This is a genomic window from Nonomuraea sp. NPDC049750 (assembly GCF_040659625.1).
Classification (GTDB): Bacteria; Actinomycetota; Actinomycetes; order Streptosporangiales; family Streptosporangiaceae; genus Nonomuraea.
Window position 1 is genome coordinate 57,602 of record NZ_JBFANB010000012.1, and the last position, 20,431, is coordinate 78,032.

At 71.2% G+C, this 20,431-nt stretch carries 19 protein-coding genes; 11 read left to right on the top strand and 8 right to left on the bottom strand.

From position 1 onward, the window contains the following. Nucleotides 1-20: 20 nt before the first annotated feature. The gene (locus AB0J16_RS28710; RefSeq protein ID WP_358544938.1) at nucleotides 21-872 is read right to left on the bottom strand and encodes a maleylpyruvate isomerase family mycothiol-dependent enzyme; all 852 of its coding nucleotides are present in this window, start codon (nucleotides 870-872) and stop codon (nucleotides 21-23) included. Nucleotides 873-1,179: 307 nt separating this feature from the next. On the opposite strand from AB0J16_RS28710, the gene AB0J16_RS28715 reads away from it, so the two are divergent. Beyond that, nucleotides 1,180-2,592 carry an MFS transporter gene (locus AB0J16_RS28715; protein ID WP_358544940.1) on the top strand — a complete coding sequence of 471 codons (1,413 nt, stop codon included), beginning with the start codon at nucleotides 1,180-1,182 and terminating at the stop codon, nucleotides 2,590-2,592. Here the strand turns inward: AB0J16_RS28715 and AB0J16_RS28720 are convergent. Next, complete coding sequence (locus tag AB0J16_RS28720; RefSeq protein ID WP_358544942.1) at nucleotides 2,534-3,025, bottom strand: TIGR03618 family F420-dependent PPOX class oxidoreductase; 492 nt, start codon at nucleotides 3,023-3,025, stop codon at nucleotides 2,534-2,536. The genes AB0J16_RS28715 and AB0J16_RS28720 overlap by 59 nt on opposite strands. A 105-nt stretch (nucleotides 3,026-3,130) precedes the next feature. Between AB0J16_RS28720 and AB0J16_RS28725 the strand changes: the two genes are divergently transcribed. Then, a complete protein-coding gene (locus AB0J16_RS28725) occupies nucleotides 3,131-4,330 on the top strand; it encodes an amidohydrolase (RefSeq protein WP_358544943.1) in 1,200 nt (399 codons plus the stop codon). A gap of 80 nt (nucleotides 4,331-4,410) precedes the next feature. Beyond that, a complete protein-coding gene (locus AB0J16_RS28730) occupies nucleotides 4,411-5,508 on the top strand; it encodes a PrsW family intramembrane metalloprotease (protein ID WP_358544945.1) in 1,098 nt (365 codons plus the stop codon). A 53-nt stretch (nucleotides 5,509-5,561) separates the two neighbouring features. Here AB0J16_RS28730 and AB0J16_RS28735 read toward each other — a convergent pair whose 3' ends face one another. Then, nucleotides 5,562-6,914: an MFS transporter gene (locus AB0J16_RS28735; protein WP_358544947.1), complete on the bottom strand. Its 1,353-nt coding sequence runs from the start codon at nucleotides 6,912-6,914 to the stop codon at nucleotides 5,562-5,564. A gap of 45 nt (nucleotides 6,915-6,959) precedes the next feature. Here AB0J16_RS28735 and AB0J16_RS28740 point away from each other — a divergent pair, with 45 nt between their 5' ends. Beyond that, complete coding sequence (locus AB0J16_RS28740) at nucleotides 6,960-7,478, top strand: helix-turn-helix domain-containing protein (protein WP_358544949.1); 519 nt, start codon at nucleotides 6,960-6,962, stop codon at nucleotides 7,476-7,478. Between the two features lie 32 nt (nucleotides 7,479-7,510). Then, nucleotides 7,511-8,131, top strand: coding sequence for a pyridoxamine 5'-phosphate oxidase family protein (locus tag AB0J16_RS28745; protein ID WP_358544951.1), 621 nt, complete (start codon nucleotides 7,511-7,513; stop codon nucleotides 8,129-8,131). 10 nt (nucleotides 8,132-8,141) lie between these two features. Here AB0J16_RS28745 and AB0J16_RS28750 read toward each other — a convergent pair whose 3' ends face one another. The 3 genes from AB0J16_RS28750 to AB0J16_RS28760 form a co-directional block, all read right to left on the bottom strand. Next, nucleotides 8,142-8,318, bottom strand: a complete 177-nt coding sequence (locus tag AB0J16_RS28750; RefSeq protein WP_358544953.1) for a hypothetical protein — start codon at nucleotides 8,316-8,318, stop codon at nucleotides 8,142-8,144. 347 nt (nucleotides 8,319-8,665) lie between these two features. Then, nucleotides 8,666-9,109 (bottom strand): carboxymuconolactone decarboxylase family protein, encoded by a 444-nt coding sequence (locus tag AB0J16_RS28755; RefSeq protein WP_358544954.1) that lies wholly within the window; start codon nucleotides 9,107-9,109, stop codon nucleotides 8,666-8,668. Between the two features lie 251 nt (nucleotides 9,110-9,360). Next, entirely contained in the window at nucleotides 9,361-9,846 is a 486-nt protein-coding gene (locus AB0J16_RS28760; protein WP_358544955.1) for a hypothetical protein, read from the bottom strand. Between the two features lie 81 nt (nucleotides 9,847-9,927). Between AB0J16_RS28760 and AB0J16_RS28765 the strand changes: the two genes are divergently transcribed. From AB0J16_RS28765 to sthA, 3 genes are read left to right on the top strand one after another with little or no spacing between them, the layout of a single operon-like run. Further along, nucleotides 9,928-11,058, top strand: coding sequence for a hypothetical protein (locus AB0J16_RS28765; RefSeq protein WP_358544957.1), 1,131 nt, complete (start codon nucleotides 9,928-9,930; stop codon nucleotides 11,056-11,058). A gap of 27 nt (nucleotides 11,059-11,085) precedes the next feature. Next, the gene (locus AB0J16_RS28770; RefSeq protein ID WP_358544959.1) at nucleotides 11,086-11,334 is read left to right on the top strand and encodes a hypothetical protein; all 249 of its coding nucleotides are present in this window, start codon (nucleotides 11,086-11,088) and stop codon (nucleotides 11,332-11,334) included. Between the two features lie 18 nt (nucleotides 11,335-11,352). Next, the gene (sthA, locus tag AB0J16_RS28775; RefSeq protein ID WP_358544960.1) at nucleotides 11,353-12,765 is read left to right on the top strand and encodes a Si-specific NAD(P)(+) transhydrogenase; all 1,413 of its coding nucleotides are present in this window, start codon (nucleotides 11,353-11,355) and stop codon (nucleotides 12,763-12,765) included. Between the two features lie 25 nt (nucleotides 12,766-12,790). Here sthA and AB0J16_RS28780 read toward each other — a convergent pair whose 3' ends face one another. Continuing rightward, nucleotides 12,791-13,549, bottom strand: coding sequence for a DoxX family protein (locus AB0J16_RS28780; protein WP_358544962.1), 759 nt, complete (start codon nucleotides 13,547-13,549; stop codon nucleotides 12,791-12,793). Between the two features lie 35 nt (nucleotides 13,550-13,584). Further along, nucleotides 13,585-15,114, bottom strand: a complete 1,530-nt coding sequence (locus AB0J16_RS28785) for an MFS transporter (protein WP_358544964.1) — start codon at nucleotides 15,112-15,114, stop codon at nucleotides 13,585-13,587. Nucleotides 15,115-15,291: 177 nt separating this feature from the next. Between AB0J16_RS28785 and AB0J16_RS28790 the strand changes: the two genes are divergently transcribed. From AB0J16_RS28790 to AB0J16_RS28800, 3 genes are all read left to right on the top strand, one after another. After that, a complete protein-coding gene (locus AB0J16_RS28790; protein WP_358544966.1) occupies nucleotides 15,292-17,022 on the top strand; it encodes a hypothetical protein in 1,731 nt (576 codons plus the stop codon). Nucleotides 17,023-17,037: 15 nt separating this feature from the next. After that, nucleotides 17,038-17,934, top strand: coding sequence for a haloalkane dehalogenase (locus tag AB0J16_RS28795; protein WP_358544967.1), 897 nt, complete (start codon nucleotides 17,038-17,040; stop codon nucleotides 17,932-17,934). 64 nt (nucleotides 17,935-17,998) lie between these two features. Further along, nucleotides 17,999-20,341 (top strand): AAA family ATPase, encoded by a 2,343-nt coding sequence (locus AB0J16_RS28800; protein ID WP_358544968.1) that lies wholly within the window; start codon nucleotides 17,999-18,001, stop codon nucleotides 20,339-20,341. The last annotated feature ends 90 nt before the right edge of the window (nucleotides 20,342-20,431 follow it).

Below are 20,431 nucleotides of genomic sequence, written 5' to 3' on the forward strand. Positions count from 1 at the left end.
GCCACCTGCCGGAGGATCGCTCAGACGGGCGGGACGAGGGTGAAGTATCGGTCGAGCACGGCCCGGTCACCGTGCACATCGAGCCGCTCGTACGGGATGCGGTGCCACAGGAACAGCATGAGGTCCGACGCGGTCCCGACCACCTCCACGTCGCAGCCGCCCGATTCCACAAGACTCACGTCGGCGCCTTCTATGAGGCTCACGTCGGGCCCTTCTGTGAGGCTCATGTCGGTCTCGTCCACGAGGCTCACGTCCGCCCCGTCGAAGCGGACCGTCCACCGCCCCGGCCCGTCGCTCTGCCGGAAGCCGTACGTCTCTCCCGCTCCGGGCGGCGCCGCCGTCCAGGCCCGCCGGGCCGGGGCCATCACCTCGAACGTCTGCCCCACCGCGTCGGCCGCCAGCTCCGCGTCCATCGGCCCGGCGATCCCCGCCACCATTTCGGCGTCCCAGCGGTGGATGGCCGCCTCGATCGTCTGCATCCGCAACCAGAACCCGACGCTCTGCTCACCCGACCACGTCCACACCGGCACGTCCGGATCCGTCGTGGCGAACGCGGCCTCCAGCTTGACGGCGCCCTCCGCGAACCAGTCGAGCAGCCCGGCCGCCAGCGGCCCGGTCGCCGGTGCCCCCGCCGGATCCGGCCAGCCCACCGGATCGGCCGGCAGACCGAGGAAGGACAGGTCCGCGGGGTCCGGCTGCTCGGTGAGACGGTCGCCGATGACCCACACCAGGTAGCGGTGCACGCCGCCCAGATGCATGACAAGATCGGGCACGCCCCAGCCCGGACAGGAAGGCACCAGACCGGAGTCAGCGTCCCGGCACGCCGCCTCGAACGCGCGGATCTCACGGCCGAAGTGGGAAAGATGATCCATGCCTTCACTCTGCCCGCCCCACCCGATCCCCGCCAGCGGCAAGGCCCTGACGCGGCGCCCACGGACATCCGTCCGGACGGGGTATCCCGCCCGAGAGACTCCAGCCACCACGGGCCGGTTCCCTTCTCCCCCGAAAGAGATATCCCTCCCAAAAGACCCCAGCCACCACGGGTCGGTTCCTCTTCTCCTCCGGAGGAGCTATCCCTCCTAAGGACCCCAGCCACAACAAACCGTCCCAAGGATCGAGACGGTCGTGGGACGAACCCCCCGGGAAACCCTTGGGGGCCACCCCACTAGCGTGGTTGGAATGAGATTCGGCGGGACGCTGGCCGTGCTTCTGTCCGCCTGGTTCATGGCCCAGTTCGACTTCTTCGTGGTCAACGTCGCCGCGCCGTCCTTCGAACGCGAGCTGCACGCGAGCCCCGCCGCCCTGGAGCTGATCGTGGGCGGCTACGCCTTCACCTACGCGGCGGGCATGATCACCGGCGGGCGGCTCGGTGACCGGTACGGCTACCGGCGGATGTTCATCGGCGGCGTGGTCGCGTTCACGATCGCGTCGCTGCTGTGCGGGATCGCGCTGAATCCGGCCCAGCTCGTCGCCGCCCGCCTGCTGCAGGGGCTGGCCGGTGCGGCGATGGTGCCGCAGGTGCTCGCCATGATCTCCGCGGTCTTCCCGCCGCACGAGCGCCGCCGCGCCGTGGGCTGGTACGGCGCGGCCGGCGGTCTCGGCTCGATCGCCGGCCAGGTGCTGGGCGGGCTGCTGCTGTCGGCCGACCTGTTCGGGCTCGGCTGGCGGGTCATCTTCCTGATCAACCTGCCCGTCGGCCTGGTCGTGGTGCCGCTGGCCGCCTGGCTGCTGCCCAGGGTCGAGCCGGCCGGGCGCGCGCGGCTGGACCTGCTCGGCGCGGCCGGACTGGCCGTCGGCCTGGCGCTGGTCCTGGTGCCGCTCGGCCTCGGCAACGGCGCGGGCTGGGCCGCCTGGACGTGGATCTGCATCGGCGCGAGCCTGCCCCTCCTGGGCCTGACGCTGCGCTGGCAGTACGTGCTGGGCAGGCGCGGCGGTCAGCCGGTGCTGGACCTGGCGCTGCTCAAGGTGCACTCCTACCTGGCGGGCGTCGGCGCGATCACCGCGTTCATGGCCTACTTCGCCTCGTTCATGTTCACACTGACGCTGCTGCTCCAGGGCGGGCTGCGGCTCACCGCGTTCCAGGCCGGGCTGGCGTTCGCGCCGATGGGCGTGCTGTTCACGATCACCTCGCTGCTGGGGACCCGCCTGGTCGGGAGGTACGGCCTGATCGTCGTCATGATCGGCGGACTCGTGACCGCGTCGGGCCTGGCGCTGCTGCTGGGCATGGCGGGGGCCGGGCTGCCGTGGATCATGGCCGCGCTGGTGCTCGTGGGACTCGGCAACGGCCTGGTGATCCCGCAGCTCATCGGGGCGGCGCTGGTGGAGGTCGCGCCGCACCAGGCGGGCATCGGCTCGGGCTTCCTCAGTACGGCCCAGCAGTTCGGCGGCTCGGGCGGGGTCGCGGTGATCGGGGCGGTCTTCTTCGCGGCCTCGGCCGGCGGCGACCACACCGGTGCCATGCGCTGGTCGGCCGCCATTGATCTGGCGCTCATCCTCGCCGTGGTCGCGGTGGTGGCCTACAACAGGCGCCGGGCTATTCGGCGGGCGGCGCCGGCAGCGACGTTCCGTACAGCCGGGACACCCGGAGCCTGATCACCAGCCGCCGGTCCGCGACCGCCTGACCCAGGAACGCGGCCGCGCCGACCGGGTCTTCGAGGCCCGCCGGACGTCCCGACCGCATGGCCAGTAGTTCCCGGCCCACCTCGTCGCCGGGCTCGACGCTCACCGGCGACAGCTCGGCCAGGCCCTCGGCCACGGCGTAGGACCAGAAGTCGTCGCTGGCCACGTACAGGGCGGCGCGCGGGTCCTTGTGCAGCTGGCGTACTTTGAGCCGGCCGTCGACCGTCGCGACGCGCACCACCCGCTGGTCGGAGTCCCAGTCGTACACGACGGTCGACAGGTGCGGGCGGCCGTTGGCGTCCAGCGTGGCCAGCGCGCCGAAGCGCTGCTGGCTGAGCAGGTGGGACAGGTCCTCGTCCGGCAGGCTGCTGGGGCCGGGCTCGTAGGCGGCCTGATCCTCGGCCAATTCATTCTCCTTTTCCTGTTGTCGAAACCCTACCCAAGCCCTGGTCAAGGAGCGAAGCGCCCTGTCTGCTATATGTCGAAATATCGGCCAATGTAGGTTGCTGTTATGAATCTCGCGATCACCAGCGGATATGTCGTGCCAGTCGATGGCGACCCGATCGAGGGCGGCACCGTGCTGATCCAGGACGGGAAGATAGCCGCGGTCGGCCGCGAGGTCGAGATACCACCGGGGACCCCTGTCGTCGACGCGGCCGGTGGCTGGGTGCTGCCGGGCTTCGTCGAGGCGCACGGCCACCTGGGCGTGCACGAGGAGGCCGAGGGCTGGGCCGGCCAGGACACCAACGAGAAGACCGACCCCAACGGCGCCCGCCTGCGCGCCCTCGACGCCATCAACCCGGCCGACCTGGGCTTCGCCGACGCGCTCTCCGGCGGCGTCACTACCGCGGTGATCAAGCCGGGATCGGCCAACCCCATCGGCGGCCAGACGGTGGCGGTCAAGTGCTGGGGCCGTACCGTCGATGAGATGCTGGTCCGGGAGCCGGTGAGCGTGAAGAGCGCCCTCGGCGAGAACCCCAAGCGCGTCTACGGCGACCAGAACCGGCTGCCCGCCACCCGCCAGGGCGTGGCGGCGGTGATCCGCGACGCGTTCATGAAGGCGCAGGACTACCGGGCCAGGCGGGCCGCGGCCGACGACGAGGGCAAGCCGTTCGAGCGCGACGCCACGCAGGAGATCCTCGTACGGGTCCTCGACGGCGAGCTGCCCTGGTGCCAGCACACGCATCGGGCCGATGACATCGCGACCGCGCTGCGGCTGGCGGACGAGTTCGGCTACCGGGTGGTGATCAACCACGGTACGGAGGGGCACCTGATCGCCGACGTGCTGGCCGAGCGCGGCGTTCCGGTCATCATCGGACCGCTCTTCACCAGCCGTTCCAAGGTTGAGCTCCGGCACCGCTCGCTGCGCAATCCGGGCATCCTCGCGCGCGCCGGGGTCGAGCTGGCGATCACCACCGACCATCCGGTGGTGCCGATCCACTTCCTGGTCCACCAGGCGACGCTGGCGGTCAAGGAGGGGCTGGACCGGGACGTGGCGCTGCGGTCCATCACCGTCAACCCGGCCCGCATCATGGGCCTCGACGACCGGGTGGGCGCCCTGCGTCCGGGGCTCGACGGCGACGTGGTGATCTGGTCCGGCGACCCGCTGGACATCATGAGCCGGGCGCTGCGGGTCTTCGTCGACGGCCGCGAGGTGTACTCGTACGCGGACGGGGTCGCCGATCCCTACTACCGGGAAGCCGCGAGGTGATCAAGGTCGGCAAGTAATCGTCAAGCGTCTGTCGACGGGCCCGATACATAGTGGGAGCCCGTCCGAAAAGAGGTATGGCGATGACACTGCGGACCCGACCTTCCTCGCTCCCGCAGCGGCCTAGCAAGGCGCTGTTGATCTGCCTGGTGATCTCGAGCGTCCTGGCGGTGATCGTGCTGGTCGGCATCCTGCTGGACGGCGGCCCGATCGGGTTCGGCCTGGCGATGCTGCTGGCGCTGGCGCCCCTGCCGCTCCTGCTCGCGGCGGTGCTCTCGCTCGACCGGCTGGAGCCCGAGCCGGGGCTGCACCTGGGCTTCGCGTTCGCGTGGGGCGCGGGCGTGGCGATCGTGCTGGGCATCGTGCTGACCCTCGCCGGCCAGGCCATGTTCGCCAGGGCCGGCTACGGCGAGCAGACCGTCGACGTGCTGGGGACGGTCTACCTGGCCCCGGTGATCGAGGAGGCGCTCAAGGGCTCGGCGCTGCTGCTGCTCCTGGTCAGAAGGCGGGAGATCGACGGGCTCACCGACGGCATCGTCTACGGCTCGATGGCCGGCCTGGGCTTCGCGACCGTCGAGAACGTGGGCTACTACGTGAACGCCTTCACCGAGGACGGTGCGGGCGGGACCGTACAGCTGTTCGTGATCAGGGGGCTGATCGACCCGCTCGGTCATCCCGTCTACACCGCGATGACCGGGCTCGGCGTCGCGTACGCGCTCACCCGCCGCGGCCCCGCGCGGTTCGCGGCCATCCCGCTCGGCTACCTCGGCGCGGTCCTCCTGCACGGGCTCTGGAACGGCACCGCCACGCTCCAGTCGCTCGGCTGGCTGGGCGCGGCCTACCTGGTGATCATGGGAGCGCTCATCGGGCTCGTCCTGGTGACCGTACGCGAGCGCAGGCAGCTGGTGGCCAAGATAGGCACCTACCTGCCCGCGTACCAGCCCACCGGGCTCATCACCCCGCCGGACATCAAGATGCTGAGCACGCTGTCCGCCCGCCGGTCGGCGCGCAAGTGGGCCAAGGGCGCGGGGCTCGGTCAGGCGATGGGCGACTACCAGCAGGCGGCGACCGAGCTGACCATGCTGCATCTGCGCGCCGAACGCGAAGGCGTGGACCCGGCAGGGTTCGCCGCCGAGCGCGACGTGCTGCTCGACGCCTTGAGCCGGGCCCGGCGCTGGTAGCCACTGTCCTCCAGTTGGAGGCATGGCTCAGAGGCGTGGCTCAGAGGCGTGGCTCAGTGGCGGGTGACGAGTGCGGCCACGGCCGTGGCCGCCGTCAGCGCGATGCACGCCGCCACCGCGACCACCACCCCCTGCTGCGCCCCGAGCCCGCCGATGACCCCCGCCACCCCGGCCGCCCCCAGTGAGCTGCCCACGTACCGGGCGGTGTTGTTGGCGCCCGACCCCATGCCGACCCGATGCGAGGGCACGCTCTCGATCGCCAGATGGGTGATCGAGGAGTTGATCACCCCGGCCCCGACCCCGCTCACCGCCAGCCCGCCGACCACGAGCGCGGGTACGAACTCCCCGCCCAGGCCCAGCAGCCCGGCGAAGCCCAGCGCCGTCAGCGCCAGCCCGAGCGCCAGCCGCGCGGCCGTGGGCAGCCGCAGGTATCGCGACAGCAGCGAGGCCACGAACGACAGCCCGGACCACAGGACGAACAGCAGCGCGGTCCCCAGCGGCGTCATGCCGTGCGCCGTCTGCAGCACGGTCGGCAGGTAGGTGAGCAGCCCGACCACCGCCGCGCCGACCACCAGCGCCCCACCCGTCGCCACCAGGAACACCGGCCGCCGGAACAGCTCCAGATCGATCAGCGGCTCCGCCCGCCGCCGCTCGGCCAGCACGAAGGCCGTCACCAGCAGGGCCGCCACCGCGAACGCCACCAGCACCACCGGCCGCGACCAGCCGAGACGGCCCTCGGTCACGCCCGTGAGCAGCGCGGCGACGCCCAGGCTGAGCAGCACCACACCGGGCACGTCGAACCGCCGGGGCGTGGGGGAGCGCGACTCCTCCAGCGTGCGCGCCGACACCACGGCCAGGGCCAGCGCGCACGCCGCCATCAGCCAGTACGCCGCCCGCCAGCCGATCGCCTCGGCCAGCACCCCGGACAAAAGCGGCCCCACCATGGTGCCCAGCCCGATCATCGCGCCGTAGCGGCCGGTGGCCCGCACCCGCTCCGTCCCCGAGGGGAAGGCGTGGCCCACGATGCCGAGGCTCGCCGCCAGCATCGCCGCGCTCGCGCCGCCCTGCACCAGCCGGGCCGCCACGAACACCACCACCGCCGTGCTAAGCGCGGCCACCACACTGGCGCCCGCGAGCACGGCCGTGCCCGCCACCAGCACCCGCTTGCGGCCGTAGTCGTCGGCCAGCCCACCGGAGACCAGCAGCAGTGCCGACAGGCCGAGCGAGATCGAGCCCAGGATCCACACCGGTCCGGTAGGGCCCGCGCCGAGCTCGTGCGCGGTCAAGGGCAGCGTGACCGTCGGCACCGTGAAGTTCGTCAGCACGAGCAGGGGCGCCGACGAGGCCACGGCGAGCGTTCGCCGGCCGGGTGCGATCACCGGTGTTGGTTCAGTGATTGAACTCATGCCGGGCAAGCTACCATAGTTCAATGAACGAACCGAGGGAGTCTCGTGGCGCTGGGTAAGAACTACGACGCTCAGGACTGCTCGCTGGCCAGGGCGCTGGAGGTGATCGGCGAGCGCTGGACGCTGCTGGTGGTGCGCGACGCGATGTACGGCGTACGGCGCTTCGGCGACTTCCTCGCCCACCTGGACATCCCCCGCGCGGTGCTCTCGCAGCGGCTGGCCACGCTCGTCGAGGCGGGCGTCCTCGACAAGCGCCGCTACCAGGACTCGCCGCCGCGCGATGAGTACGTCCTGACTCCCGTCGGCCACGAGCTCTGGCCGCCAATCCTGGCCCTGGGCGAATGGGGCGAGCGCCACCTGTCCGGGACCGAACCGCGCCGCGTCTTCCACCACCTGACCTGCGGCTCTCGCATCGACGGCGCCGCCCGCTGCGCCGCCTGCGACGTGCAGGTGTCGATCGAGGAAGTGGAGGTACGCCCCGGCCCGGGTCTGAAGGGCATCAGGAACGATCCGGTCAGCGTCGCCTTGCGTACCCCGCATCGGATGCTCCACCCGATTCCCTGAGAGAATTGGCGAAACCCCCGAAGGGAGATGGCATGAGCTGGGTGGAGATCGAGTCAGAAGCGGAACTGCGCGAACTACTGGGCGAGGTGATGCCGCGCGCGGCCACCAAGGACCGGCCGAAGCTGCACGAGCGAGACAGGCAGTGGCTGGAGAGCTCGCCGTTCTGCCTGATCGCCACCTCCGACACCGACGGCACCTGTGACGTTTCGCCCAAGGGCGACCCGGCCGGGTTCACGTATGTCATCGACGACACCACGATCGCCATCCCCGACCGGCCGGGCAACCGCCGGGCGGACGGCTTCCGCAATGTCCTGAAAAATCCGCACGTGGGGTTGATTTACCTGATCCCTGGGCGCAACGAGACACTGCGGATCAACGGCCGCGCCCGGCTGATCAGCGAGGCGCCGTTCTTCGACGAAATGATCGTCAAGGGTCACCGCCCGCACCTGGCGCTCGTGGTCGAGATCGAGCAGATCTTCTTCCACTGCGCCAAGGCGTTCCTGCGCTCGGCGCTGTGGAAGCCCGACAGCTGGGAGTCCGACGCGCTGCCCTCGCACGCGACCCTGGTCAAGGACGTGCAGAAGGTCGAGGAGACACTCGAGCAACTGGAGAGCTACTACGGCGAGACCTACGCCAAGAAGCTCTACGGCTGACCCTCGGGGATCAGGCGGCGGGGGTGGGGCCGTCGGGGAGCCGGATGACGTTGCGGCCACTGTAGGCTTGGAGATCGACGACCTTGGGGTCGTGCTCGCGCACGACGGGCCTGCGGTGCTCTCCCGACCGGATGTCGCGGATCTTGTGCCGGGCGACGTGTGGCGGCACCACCACTAGTCTCTTCATCGTGAGCCCCCCGTGACGTTCTTGTTACCTATGTTATCTACAGCTGCCTCGGTAAGATAGGTGTAAGTAGCGATTCAGTAAGGGAGTCGGCGGCCCGATGGGGACCGCAGGTCCAGGCCCGCGTTCCGGTCCTGTCGCCGCTTCGCCGACTTGACGATCCGCACGCGTCTCATGATCCGCCCCCTCTCGCGCTCGCCTTCGACAGCCTCTACGTGCACTGTGCGCGCCACCGCTTGACGGTGGCTTGGCGGCGAGTTGCAGCCGCCATGTGCCACAACTTAACCGGGGGCGTCCGGTCGTTCCATGCATTTCTACCGGGGGGAGCCGCCTCCCCCCGGCAGAATTACTCAGGCGCCGGGCGTGAGCCGGGCCGTGACGCCGATCCGGTTCCAGGCGTTGATCATCGCGATCGCCACGACCAGCGAGGCGAGCTGCTGCTCGTCGTAGTGTTCGGCTGCCTCCTGCCACACCTCGTCAGGGACGGCGGCCCGGTCGGCCAGCCTGGTCGCCTCCTCGGTCAGTGCGAGCGCGGCCCTCTCCGCCGGGGTGTAGACCGTCGCCTCGCGCCAGGTGGCCACGGACCAGAGCCGCTCGTCGCTCTCACCGGCCTTCTTCATGGCACGGCTGTGCATGTCGGCACAGTAGCCGCAGCCGTTGATCTGGCTGGCCCGCAGCTTGACCAGCTCAATCGTGCCGACCGGCAGCCCGCACGCGTGCAGATACTCCTCCACGGCGAAGAACGCCTGGTAGGCCTCGGGAGCGAGCTTCATGACATCGAGCCGCTGAGACATGGGGACCTCCATCGGGTTAGTCGTGACATGAGGAAGACGCGACAGGGGGCCGATGTGTGACAACTTCGGCATCGCCCGTACGCACGACATGTCGCTGACCAAGACCGGGGAGGTGGCAGGGACGCCCGGCTACATGGCGCCCGAGGTGTTCACCGGGCAGCGGGCTAGATGGCGCCCGAGGTGTTCACCGGGGGCCGGGACGCCCGCAGACGGGCCCGTCCGCGCGGCCGGCGCGGACGGGCCGGTGAGGATCACCCGGCGCAGTTGCCCCAGGAGTTGCGGCCGCCGCGCGCCTCGACGCGGCCGCTGGGGTCGCGGGTCCAGCCCCAGTACTTCACGCACTTCCAGCTGCCGTCGACGTGACCGGTCTCGGCGTAGAAGCGGTACTTCTGCACGTCCTCGGACCGGCCGCCGCCCCGCACCTCGATGCTGGCGCCCGTGGTGGTCTTGGTGTTGAGGTAGGCCGTCTTGATGGCGGCCACGCAGTTCTTCCCGGAGCGCTTGTTATACATGAGGTACACGTGTCCGAACACCGCGCCCTCGCGCGTCCTCATCGCGCGGTGACCGTCCTTGACCCGGCGGAAACCAGAGCCGCACACTCGCTCCGGCGAGTATGGGGCGGCGCTCGCGGAGGCGGCGGCGCTGACCGGAGCGGTGGGGGCGGCAGTGGCGGCTGCGGGGGTAGCGGCGATCCCGGCGGCGGCCAGAGTGGCCGCGATGACCGTTCGCGTGAGCACGATGAACCCTTCGATAGAGGATATTTAGGACATTGACGATCTTTACTGGCACACAACCGTAATGCACGGCGAGGGGGGTTGGTGAAGGAACGCGGCATACCGCTCATCGCGGTCAGCGCGGCCTGGGGCGGGTTCTGGGGCTCCTGGTCAGCGCTGCTACCGGCGATCAAGGAGCAACTCGGCGCGTCCACGGCCGACCTCGGGCTGGCACTGAGCGCGGTGCCGGTGGGGGCCATTCCGGCCATGGCGGTGGCCGGGCGGCTGGCCGGCGGCAGGGAGCGTACGGCGCTGATCGCGGTCACCGTGGCCTTCGCGCTGAGCGTGGCGGCCATCGCGCCCGTCGGCTCGCCGGTGGCGCTCGGGCTGACGCTGCTCCTGGTCGGCATGGCCAGCGGGGCGCTCGACATCGCCCTGAACATGGCCACCGGCCGGGCCGAGCGGGAGGGCGGGCGCCGGCTGTTCCAGGCGGTGCACGCCGCCTTCCCGGTCGCCGTGATCGTCGCCGCTCCCGCCACCGGGCTGGCCAGGTCGCTGGGCATGGGCACCGGCGCGGTGCTGGTGACGGCGGCGGTCCTCGTACTCGCCTCGTCGCTGTCCCTGAGCGCCCTGCGCATGGGCCGGGGACTGCCCGCCGTCGGGGGAGCGGGTGGCAGGCGGCGGTGGAGGGTCGCCATCGTGCTCGGCGCGCTGGCCGCGTGCGTGCTGATCATCGAGAACTCGGTCGAACAGTGGTCGGTGCTGCTGCTCGAAGACCACCGGGGAGCCTCGGCACTGGTGGCGAGCGCGGCCCCGGCCGTCTACATGGCGGCGCTCACACTGGGCCGGATCATCGCGCACGCGCTGCCCCGGCTCACGCTACGGACGTTCTACCTGGTGAGCGGGGTGGGCGGCGTCGCGGGCATGGCGCTGGCGGGGCTCGGCGGCTCGGTCCCGGCCTCGATGGCGGGGTTCGCGCTGACCGGGCTCGCGCTCGGGCCGCTGGTGCCCGCCGTGCTCAGCCGCGCGGCGGCCGACGACGCGAGCGGGGCGCTGGTGTCCATGGTCTCCGCGATCTCCTACACCGGGTTCGTCATCAGCCCGCTGCTCGTGGCCGCCCTGACGGCCCGGGTCGGCCTGCCGGGCGCGCTCGCCGCGCTGGGACTGCTGGCGGTGCCCCTGGTGATCGGCTACTTCGGTGTACGGACGGAAAATTGCCGTCCGTTGAGGCAATGAGGAGGGGGAAGCGGGTATCCCCCGGCCATGGCTGTCTGCGAAGCGTGTGGCAACGATTACGACATGTCCTTCGAGGTGCATGCCCAGGGGGCGGTGCACACGTTCGACTCCTTCCAATGCGCCATCCAGTCCATGGCGCCCATCTGCGAGCACTGCGGCACCCGGGTGATCGGGCACGGAGTCCAGTCGGGTGAGCACTGGTATTGCTGTGCCCACTGCGCACGCCAGGAGGGCAGCCAGGGAATCGTCGATCGTGTCATGGCGGCGATGTCCTGATAGGTGGACACTTGATGTGTGGCCCCTTTTGATTTTGATGTCCTCGTACTCGGGACCGGCCCCGGCGGGCAGAAGGCAGCGATCGCCGCGGCGAAGCTCGGCAAGCGGGTCGCGGTCGTAGAGAAGATGCACATGCTCGGTGGCGTGTGCATCAACACCGGGACAATCCCCTCCAAGACCCTGCGCGAGGCGGTCCTCTATCTCACGGGCCTCAACCAGCGGGAGCTGTACGGGGCGAGCTACCGGGTGAAGGAAGAGATCACGGTCGCCGACCTCGGCATGCGCACCCAGCATGTGATCGGCCGCGAGATCCAGGTGATCCGCAGCCAGCTCGGCCGCAACCACGTGACGATGCTGCAGGGAACCGGCCGGTTCCTCGACCCGCACACCATCGGGATCACTGGTGACGTGGAGGAGAAGAAGGTCACGGCCGACAAGATCGTGATCGCCACGGGCACCTCGCCGGCCCGTCCGTCCAGTGTGGAGTTCGACGACAAGACGGTCATCGACTCCGACGCGATCCTGCACCTCGACCGGGTGCCCGAGACTCTGGTCGTCGTCGGGGCGGGGGTGATCGGCATCGAGTACGCCTCGATGTTCGCGGCGCTGGGCACCAAGGTGACCGTGGTCGAGCGGCGCGACCGGATGCTGGAGTTCTGCGATCTGGAGATCGTGGAGGCGCTGAAGTACCACCTGCGGGACCTGGCCGTCACCTTCAGGTTCGGGGAGAACGTCGCCGCGGTCGAGCGGCGGCCCCGTGGGGCGCTGACCGTACTGGAGAGCGGGAAGAAGATCCCCGCCGACTGCGTCATGTACTCGGCCGGCCGTCAGGGAAAGACCGAGGAGCTGTGCCTGGAGGCGGCCGGGCTGGCCGCCGACGACCGGGGCCGGATCAAGGTGGACGAGAACTACGCCACGCCCGTCTCGCACATCTACGCCGTCGGCGACGTCATCGGCTTCCCCGCGCTGGCCGCCACCTCGATGGAGCAGGGTCGGCTGGCCGCGCAGCACGCCTGCGGCGAGCCGGTCGAGGAGACGAACGAGCTGCCGCCGATCGGCATCTACACCATCCCGGAGATCAGCTTCGTCGGGAAGTCCGAGGACGACCTGACCCGGGACAAGATCCCCTTCGAGGTGGGCATCTCGCGCTACCGGGAGCTGGCTCGCGGGCAGATCATCGGCGACTCCTACGGGATGCTCAAGCTGCTGGTCTCCTCCGAGGACCGGCGGCTGCTGGGCGTCCACGTGTTCGGCACGGGCGCCACCGAACTCGTCCACATCGGGCAGACCGTCATGGGCTGCGGCGGCACGGTCGACTACCTGGTCAACGCCGTGTTCAACTATCCGACGCTCGCCGAGTCCTACAAGGTCGCCGCCCTGGACGCGATGAACAAGATGCGGGTGATCGCCCGGCTGACGGCCGAGCTGTGACGCGGTGACCGGCTCCCGGCGGGGATCACTCGTCGGTGGTCGTGCGGCGGTTGCGGGCCGGGGGCTTCTTGCGCCCGGCCACGAGCGTGTCGCCCGACGCGGGCGAGGAGGTGGGCTCGTCCCCGGGCTCGCTCGACGGCCGGCGCGGCCGGGCGTGTGGTGCCGTGTCCTCCAGCGCGGAGCTCTCCGGCTCGCTCTCGGAGCGCGAACCCGACGACGACCGCGTTCCTGACGACTTGCCGCTCGACGGGCCACCAGAGCTCGAGGACCCTGAGGACCCTGAGGACTTGGGCCGGGCGGGCGGGCGGAAGCCGGGCGCGTCGGGGTCGCGCAGCGCCGCGATGACCTCGTCGGCCTCCGTCTCGGCGGCGAACTCGTTCGCCGCCGCCGATTCCCTGCGCCGGATCACCACCAGGTGGTCCACGGAGACCCGCCCGGCCCCCACCACGGCCAGCAGCAGCGCGGCCACGCCCAGCAGGATCAGCTCGTTCGTGGTGATCGGGTTGAGCGGCGGCGCGATCAGGAAGACGGCCAGGGACTCGGCGAAGAGGATCAGCCCCATCACCGACACGATCAGTCCGGCGATGAGCAGTGCCCCGCCGATCAGCTCGGTGAGCATGGTGACCGTGGCCCAGGCGCGCGGCGCGGGGGCGCCCTGCGCGAGGAATTTCGCCCCCGTGGCGTTCAGGCCGTCTTCGAGCTTGGTCCAGCCGTTGGCGAAGCAGATGCCGCCCACGCCGATGCGGGCGACCAGGGAAGCGAGATCATGGAGGGACTGTCTCACGGTTGTTGTCTGCCCTAAGCGGGACATCACACACCTCAATCACGGCGCAGCAGCGTGGCCACGGCGACGGCGGTCAGGCTGAGCAGGACGACGCTCACGACGACGGTCGTGTGCAGGGCATTGACGAAGGCCCACCGGGCGGCGTCGAGCAGCGCACCGCCGGGGCCGCCGCCGACCTTGTCGGCGACGTGCGCGGCGCTGGCGAGAGACTGCCTGGCCTCGTCCATGCCACCGCCGGACACTCCGGGAACGGCGGGCAACGCGGGCGCGTAGGCGATCGTGGTGATCGTGCCGAGCACGGCGACCCCGAGCCCGGCGCCGAGCTCGTAGGCGGTCTCCTCGATGGCCGCCGCCCCGCCCGCCTGGGCCTCGGGGGCCGAGGACATGATCGTGTCAGAGGCGGCGAGCAGCGCCACTTGTACGCCGAACCCGACGCCCACGAAGCAGACCGAGAGCATCACGGGATGCGCTTCGACGCCCCAGGTCAGCGTGGGGGTGAGGGCGAGCGCGACGAGGCCGAGCCCGCCGCTCATGGTGGCGCGCAGGCCGATCCGGGGCAGCAGGTGGGCGGCGGCCAGCCCGCCGCAGATCGCCGAGATCACCAGCGGCAGCATCCGTACGGCCGCCAGCAGCGGGCTGTCGCCGAGCACGAGCTGCAGATATTGCGCCAGCATCAGCTGCAGCCCCACCAGCGCGAACACGCCCAGCAGCACCCCGGCGATGCCGGTGCCGAACTCACGGCGCCGGAACAGCCCGACCTCCAGCAGCGGCGAGGCCAGCCGCAGCTGCCGCCGGACGAACCAGACGAGCAGCCCCACTCCGGTGAGGAAGACCAGGACGGAGGCCCCGAACGGGATCAGGCTGCCCGCTCCCGCCTCCTTCAGCCCGAAGGCCACCGCCAGGATGCCGAACACGGACAGCGCGGCGCTGAGACGGTCCCACGGCTGCCCGCCACGGTGCCGCGACTCCGGCAGCAGCCGGGCGGCGGCGGGCAGCAGCACGAGCAGGATGGGCACGTTGATCAGGAAGACCGCGCCCCACCAGATGCCGACGAGCACCCCGCCGATCAGCGGCCCCACGGCGGCTCCCGCCGCGGCCACCGCGCTCCAGACGCCCAGCGCGATGGCCCGCTCACGCCGGTCGGGGAAGACCTGGCGGATCAGTGACAGCGTGGCCGGCATGATCATCGCGCCGCCCACCCCGAGCAGCGCCCTGGCCAGGATGAGGACCAGCGGAGTGGGAGAGAAGGCGGCGACGGCCGAGGCCACGCCGAACAGCACGTAACCCGCCAGCACCAGCCGCTTTCGCCCGTAGCGGTCGCCGAGCGTGCCGAACAGGAGCAGCAGCGGCGCCACGACCAGCGAGTAGATGTCGATGATCCAGAGCAGCTGCACCGCCGTCGGCTCCAGCGCCGCGGTGAGGGTGGGCACGGCGATGTGCAGGACGGTCGCGTCCACGGTGATCAGGAGCAGACTCAGGCAGAGCAGCACCAGGATGGACCAGCGGTTGTCCTGATGTCGCTGAACCGCGCGCCGGAGGACCGGGGCGGCCTGAGTGACGGTCATGGGGCCTCCTTGCAGGCCGATCCGATCTCACGCAAGGCCCACATGAACTTGCGTGGCAGCTTAGGCCATGCCATCCACTGGGGACAGCGGTATCGGCCGATCCACGGCCTGAGGCACCTCTCTAGAGAGACACAGCCATATGTCCCGGCCTATCCATCTCTGTCCGGTCAGCCGATCATGGGGTCCGTGGGGACCGCCGAAAGTGCCGACAGGACCGACAGATCCCCCCGCGAATGGTGTGAAGAGGCGGTCACCAGACTCCAGGCGGGCCGCCCCGAGGCCGCGCTGGAGGCCGCTCGCACGGCCGCCGACATGGATCCGGCCAACGAGTGGGCCTACCGCCTGATCAGCCTCGCGCTGGAACGTCAGGGCCGCGACGCCGACGCGGTCGCGCCCGCCGAGCACGCGGTGCGCCTCGCTCTGGGATCCTGGCCGGCCCGGCTGCGGCTGGGCACCGCGCTGCGCCGCGTCCCCGGCCACTGGGACGAGTCCGTCGAGCAGGCGGCGCTGGCCCGCGCGTACGCCCCCGAGGAGGCCGCCCCTCACGTGCTCCGCGGCGACCAGGCGCTGCTCCGCGCCGAGCACGCGCCCGCCCGGCGCGCCTATCTGACCGCGCTCGACCGGGATCCCGCGCATCCGCAGGCCCGCGTCAACCTCGGACTGACGCTGCTGCGCTGGGACCGCCTCCCCGCGCACCGCGACCCCGCCTGGCCGATCGACCCGCGCGAGAGCGGCCGGGCCATGCGGGCGCTGGAGGTCTGGTCACGCCAATCCCGCCTGCTGGTCGCGCTCGCGACGATCGCCATCGTCGTGGCCGCCCTGGGCTTCGACCGGGGCCGCGAGGGCCGGCTCGGCGGCCTCCTGGTGCTGGTCCTGCTCGTCCCGATCACGCTCAGGCAGGTGCGCAGAGTAGGGGTGTGGTCCTACGTCCCCGCCATGCTCGGCCGTGACCCCTGGCTGGGCGCCGCCCTGGCCTCGGCCGTCGCGTCGGTGGCCGCGTTCGCGGGCTGGCTGACGATGGGCGCGCTGCCGGACCTGCCGACGGCGTTCGACCCGGTGTGGGCCGCTCTGGCGGGCGTGGTGGTGCTCGGCTGGCCGGTGACGGAGGGCATGCGCGCGCTGGCCGAGCTCTGGCGCGGCAGCCCGATGCGGGCCCTGGCCCAGTTCGCCCGGGTGCCCGCCGAGCGCACGGCCAGGCGGAATACGGGGGTCACGCTGTGGATCATGCTCGGCAGGACATGGTCGGTGCTGGTGCCCCTGGTGTGCGGGGCGCTGGCCGTGGAGCCGCGGGCCGCCGTGCTCGCGGTGGCGGTGCCCTACCCGCTGCTGGTCTCCTACCGGCGGGTTCGCCATCGCGAGGACAGATGGCTGCCGGTCGCGACCGGGCTGGTCGTGCTGACGTCCGTGGCCTGCGCGGCGGGCGGCCTGCTGGGGCTGGTCTGGGCCTGGCGGGCCGGGCTCGGCGCGCTCTGCGCGGCGGTGGCGCTGTTCGCGCTGCGCGCCGCGCGCGCCTGGTGGCGCGGCGGGCCGGGGCCATGGCGAGCCTCACTGATCATGTGCGACCTGCCCACCGGCGACGCCCCGTCCGTCGCGCTCACTCCGGAGGTACGCCAGGCGTTCGCGTACGCCAGGAGCGTCGTGCTGTCCTTCGGCGACTCCCTCGGCCCGCGCGTCGTCGGCACGGCGGCGACCGTCACCCCGTCGGGAGAGCTCAGGCTGGTCGCCGAGACGCAGGCGCGGGCGGCCGTCGAGGCGGATCCACGGGTGGCGGTGTTCGCCGCCGATCCGCTGCAGCGCAGGTATTGGGTGGAGGTGCGCGGCATCGCCGTGGCCGATTCGGACCTGCTGCGGGTCACTCCCAAACAGGTGCTCATGGGGGAGTTCCCCGGGCGGCACCAGCGGCGCTAGCTAGAATATCGTTCTATGCGGACTCTCCGTACCCCCGAAGAGCGTTTCGCCGACCTGCCCGACTTCCCCTACGAGCCGCGCTACGCCGAGGTGGCCGACGGCCTGCGCATGGCCTACGTCGAGACGGGCCGCGCCGACGGGCCGCCGGTGGTGCTGCTGCACGGCGAGCCGACCTGGTCCTTCCTCTACCGGCACGTCATGCGCGAGCTGGCGGCGGCCGGGCTGCGGGCCATCGCCGTCGATCTGGTGGGCTTCGGCCGCTCCGACAAGCCGGCCGAACGGGCCGACCACACCTACGCCAGGCACGTCGAGTGGACCCGCGCGCTGCTGTTCGACGCGCTCGGGCTGAGCGGCGTCACCATGGTCGGGCAGGACTGGGGCGGCCTGATCGGGTTGCGGATCGCCGGTGAGCATCCGGAGCACGTCGCCAGGATCGTCGCGGCCAACACGGGCTTGCCGACGGGTGACATTCCCATGCCCGAGTTGTGGCATCGCTTCAAAGACGCGGTGATGAACGCTCCCATGCTGGACATCGCCAGATTCGTCCAGTCGGGCTGCAAGAGCGAACTCCCCGCGGCCGTGCGCGCCGCCTACGACGCCCCCTTCCCCGACGAGTCGTACAAAGCCGCCGCGAAGGCCATGCCGGGACTCGTCCCTATCACCCCCGACGACCCCGCCGCGCCCGCCAACCGCGCCGCCTGGCAGGTCCTCACCACGCTCGATCGCCCGTTTTTGGTGGCCTTCTCCGACGGAGACCCGATAACTGGAGGTATGGGACCGATCCTCAAGAAGTCGATGGCGGGCGCCGCGGGACGCGCTCATCCGGTGATCAAGGGCGCCGGCCACTTCCTCCAGGAGGACGCGGGCGGCGAACTCGGCCGCCACATCGCACGATTCGTCACCGGCACCTAGCGTGTCAGGTCCGCCCAATCGTCGGTCTGGTGCGGTATAACCAGGGGCGGACCGGGGAGGCGTGATGCGTGAGTCCGGCAGGGCCCAGACCGCAGGGCGGACCGCGGCGCGGGATCTGTTTGAACAGGTGCGGCTGCGCTATTTCCATCTTCCCCCGGCCATGCGCCGGGTGATGCACGTGGTCGTGCTCATCGCCACCGTCGGCGTGGCCGCCGCGCTCGGCTGGGACCTGTTCAAGACCTTTCTCATCACCCTGCTGGTGCTCGCGTTCCTCGCGCTGACGCTGCGCTTCCCGCGGGCCGCCGCGACCGTGCTGGTGCTCATCGGCTGGTGCGCGCTGCTGCCGGTGTTCTACGCGCTCCTCCCGCCGCCCTCACTGGCCCCCACGCTGCTGATGATGCTGGCCGTGCCCGTCGCCGCCGCCGCGCACCTGATCCGCTGGGTGACGCCGTGGCTGAGCGTGCTGATGGCGCTCGTCCCCGCCGGGGCGCTCGCCGCGGCCATTTCCTTCGTCTCCGACGCCGCCGCGGTCTGGGTCGCCTACGGCGCGGCCACCGCCGTCCTCATCCAGCGCTTCATCGCCGCCCGCCGGGCCAGGAACGCGCTGAGCGCCGAGGAGCAGGTCCGGGTCAGGGCCCGCGACGGCCGGCCGGAGGCGCCGCCCGAGAAGGCCGGCGGGCTGCCCGACATCTCGGTCGAGGAGGCGCTGGCCGAGCTGGAAGGCATGATCGGGCTCGCTCCGGTCAAGGAGCAGGTCCGCTCGATCGCCGCCTCCATCGAGGCGTCCCGGCTGCGGGCCGAGGCCGGCTACAAGGCCGGCCGACCGACCAGGCACCTGGTCTTCCTCGGCCCGCCCGGCACGGGCAAGACCAGCGTGGCCCGCACGGTGGCGAAGATCTTCTACGCGTTCGGCCTGCTCGAGACGCCCTTCGTGGTCGAGGCCCAGCGGGCCGACCTGGTGGGGGAGTTCCTGGGCGCGACCGCGATCAAGACCAACGAGCTGGTCGACCGGGCGCTGGGCGGCGTGCTGTTCATCGACGAGGCGTACGGACTGATCAACTCCTCCGACGGCCAGCCCGACAGGTTCGGCGCCGAGGCCGTGCAGACGCTGCTCAAGCGGGCCGAGGACGACCGCGACCGGCTGATCATCATCCTGGCCGGCTACGAGCAGGAGATGACCTCGTTCCTGTCCAGCAACCCCGGGCTGGCCAGCAGGTTCGCCACCCGGGTGCGCTTTCCGAGCTACTCGCCCGGTGAGCTGGCGGAGATCACCGAGGTGCTCCAGCGGCACCGGGGCGACACGATGGCGCCCGACGCGCGCGCCGCGCTGCTCGGCCTGTTCGAGGACGTCCAGCGGCGCGGGCTGGTCGACGAGCTGGGCAACGCCAGGTTCGTCCGCAGCCTCGTCGAGGCCGCCGCGACGGCCCGTGACGTACGCGTCGTGGGCGCGGGCGGGACACCGACCACCGAGGACCTCGTCACCACCACGACCGCCGACGTGACCAAGGCGTTCGACGAGCTGACCGCCCGCTTCCGCGGCTACGAGGACACGCCCACCATCGAGGAGGCGCTGGCCGACCTCGACCGGATGGCCGGGCTCGAGCCGGTCAAGCGGCAGGTGCACGCCATCGCCGCCCAGCTCCAGGTCGCCCGGATGCGGCAGGAGCGCGGGCTGCCCACGCCGCCGCAGACGCGCCACTTCGTGTTCGCGGGCCCGCCGGGCACCGGCAAGACCACGGTGGCCAGGGTCATCGGCCGCATCTTCGCCGCGCTCGGCCTGCTGGCCAGGCCCGACGTGGTCGAGGCGCAGCGGGCCGACCTGGTCGGCCAGCATCTCGGCGCCACCGCGATCAAGACCAACGAGCTGGTCGACCGGGCGCTGGGCGGCGTACTGTTCGTCGACGAGGCCTACAGCCTGGTCAACCCCGGCTACTCCGGCGGCGACGCGTTCGGCGCCGAGGCCGTGCAGACGCTGCTCAAGCGCGCCGAGGACGACCGCGACCGGCTCGTCATCGTGCTGGCCGGCTACCAGCGCGAGATGGACACCTTCCTGGCCACCAACCCCGGCCTGGCCAGCCGGTTCAACCAGCGGGTCGCCTTCCCCAGCTACTCCGCGCGGGAGCTGTCCGAGATCGCCGTGCTGCTGGCCGACAAATCGGGCGACCGCTTCGACGAGGCGGCACTGCGCGACCTCGACGAGGTCTTCGCCTGGGTCTGCGACGAGCGGCTGATCGACGGGCTCGGCAACGGGCGCTTCGCCAGGTCGCTGTTCGAGCGCGCGGCCATGCGCCGCGACGTACGGCTCGCCGCTCTGGCGGGGGGTGGCGGGTCGGCCAGCTCGGCGGAGCTGACGACCATCACCAGCGACGATGTCCGCATGGCCGTGGACGAACTCTCCGGACGTTAGGCAGCGAACTTTCCGGACGTTAAGCAGACTGCAGTTTGGTAGTTCCGTGCGCCCCGATGCTCGCATGGTGTAGCAATATGACTACACATC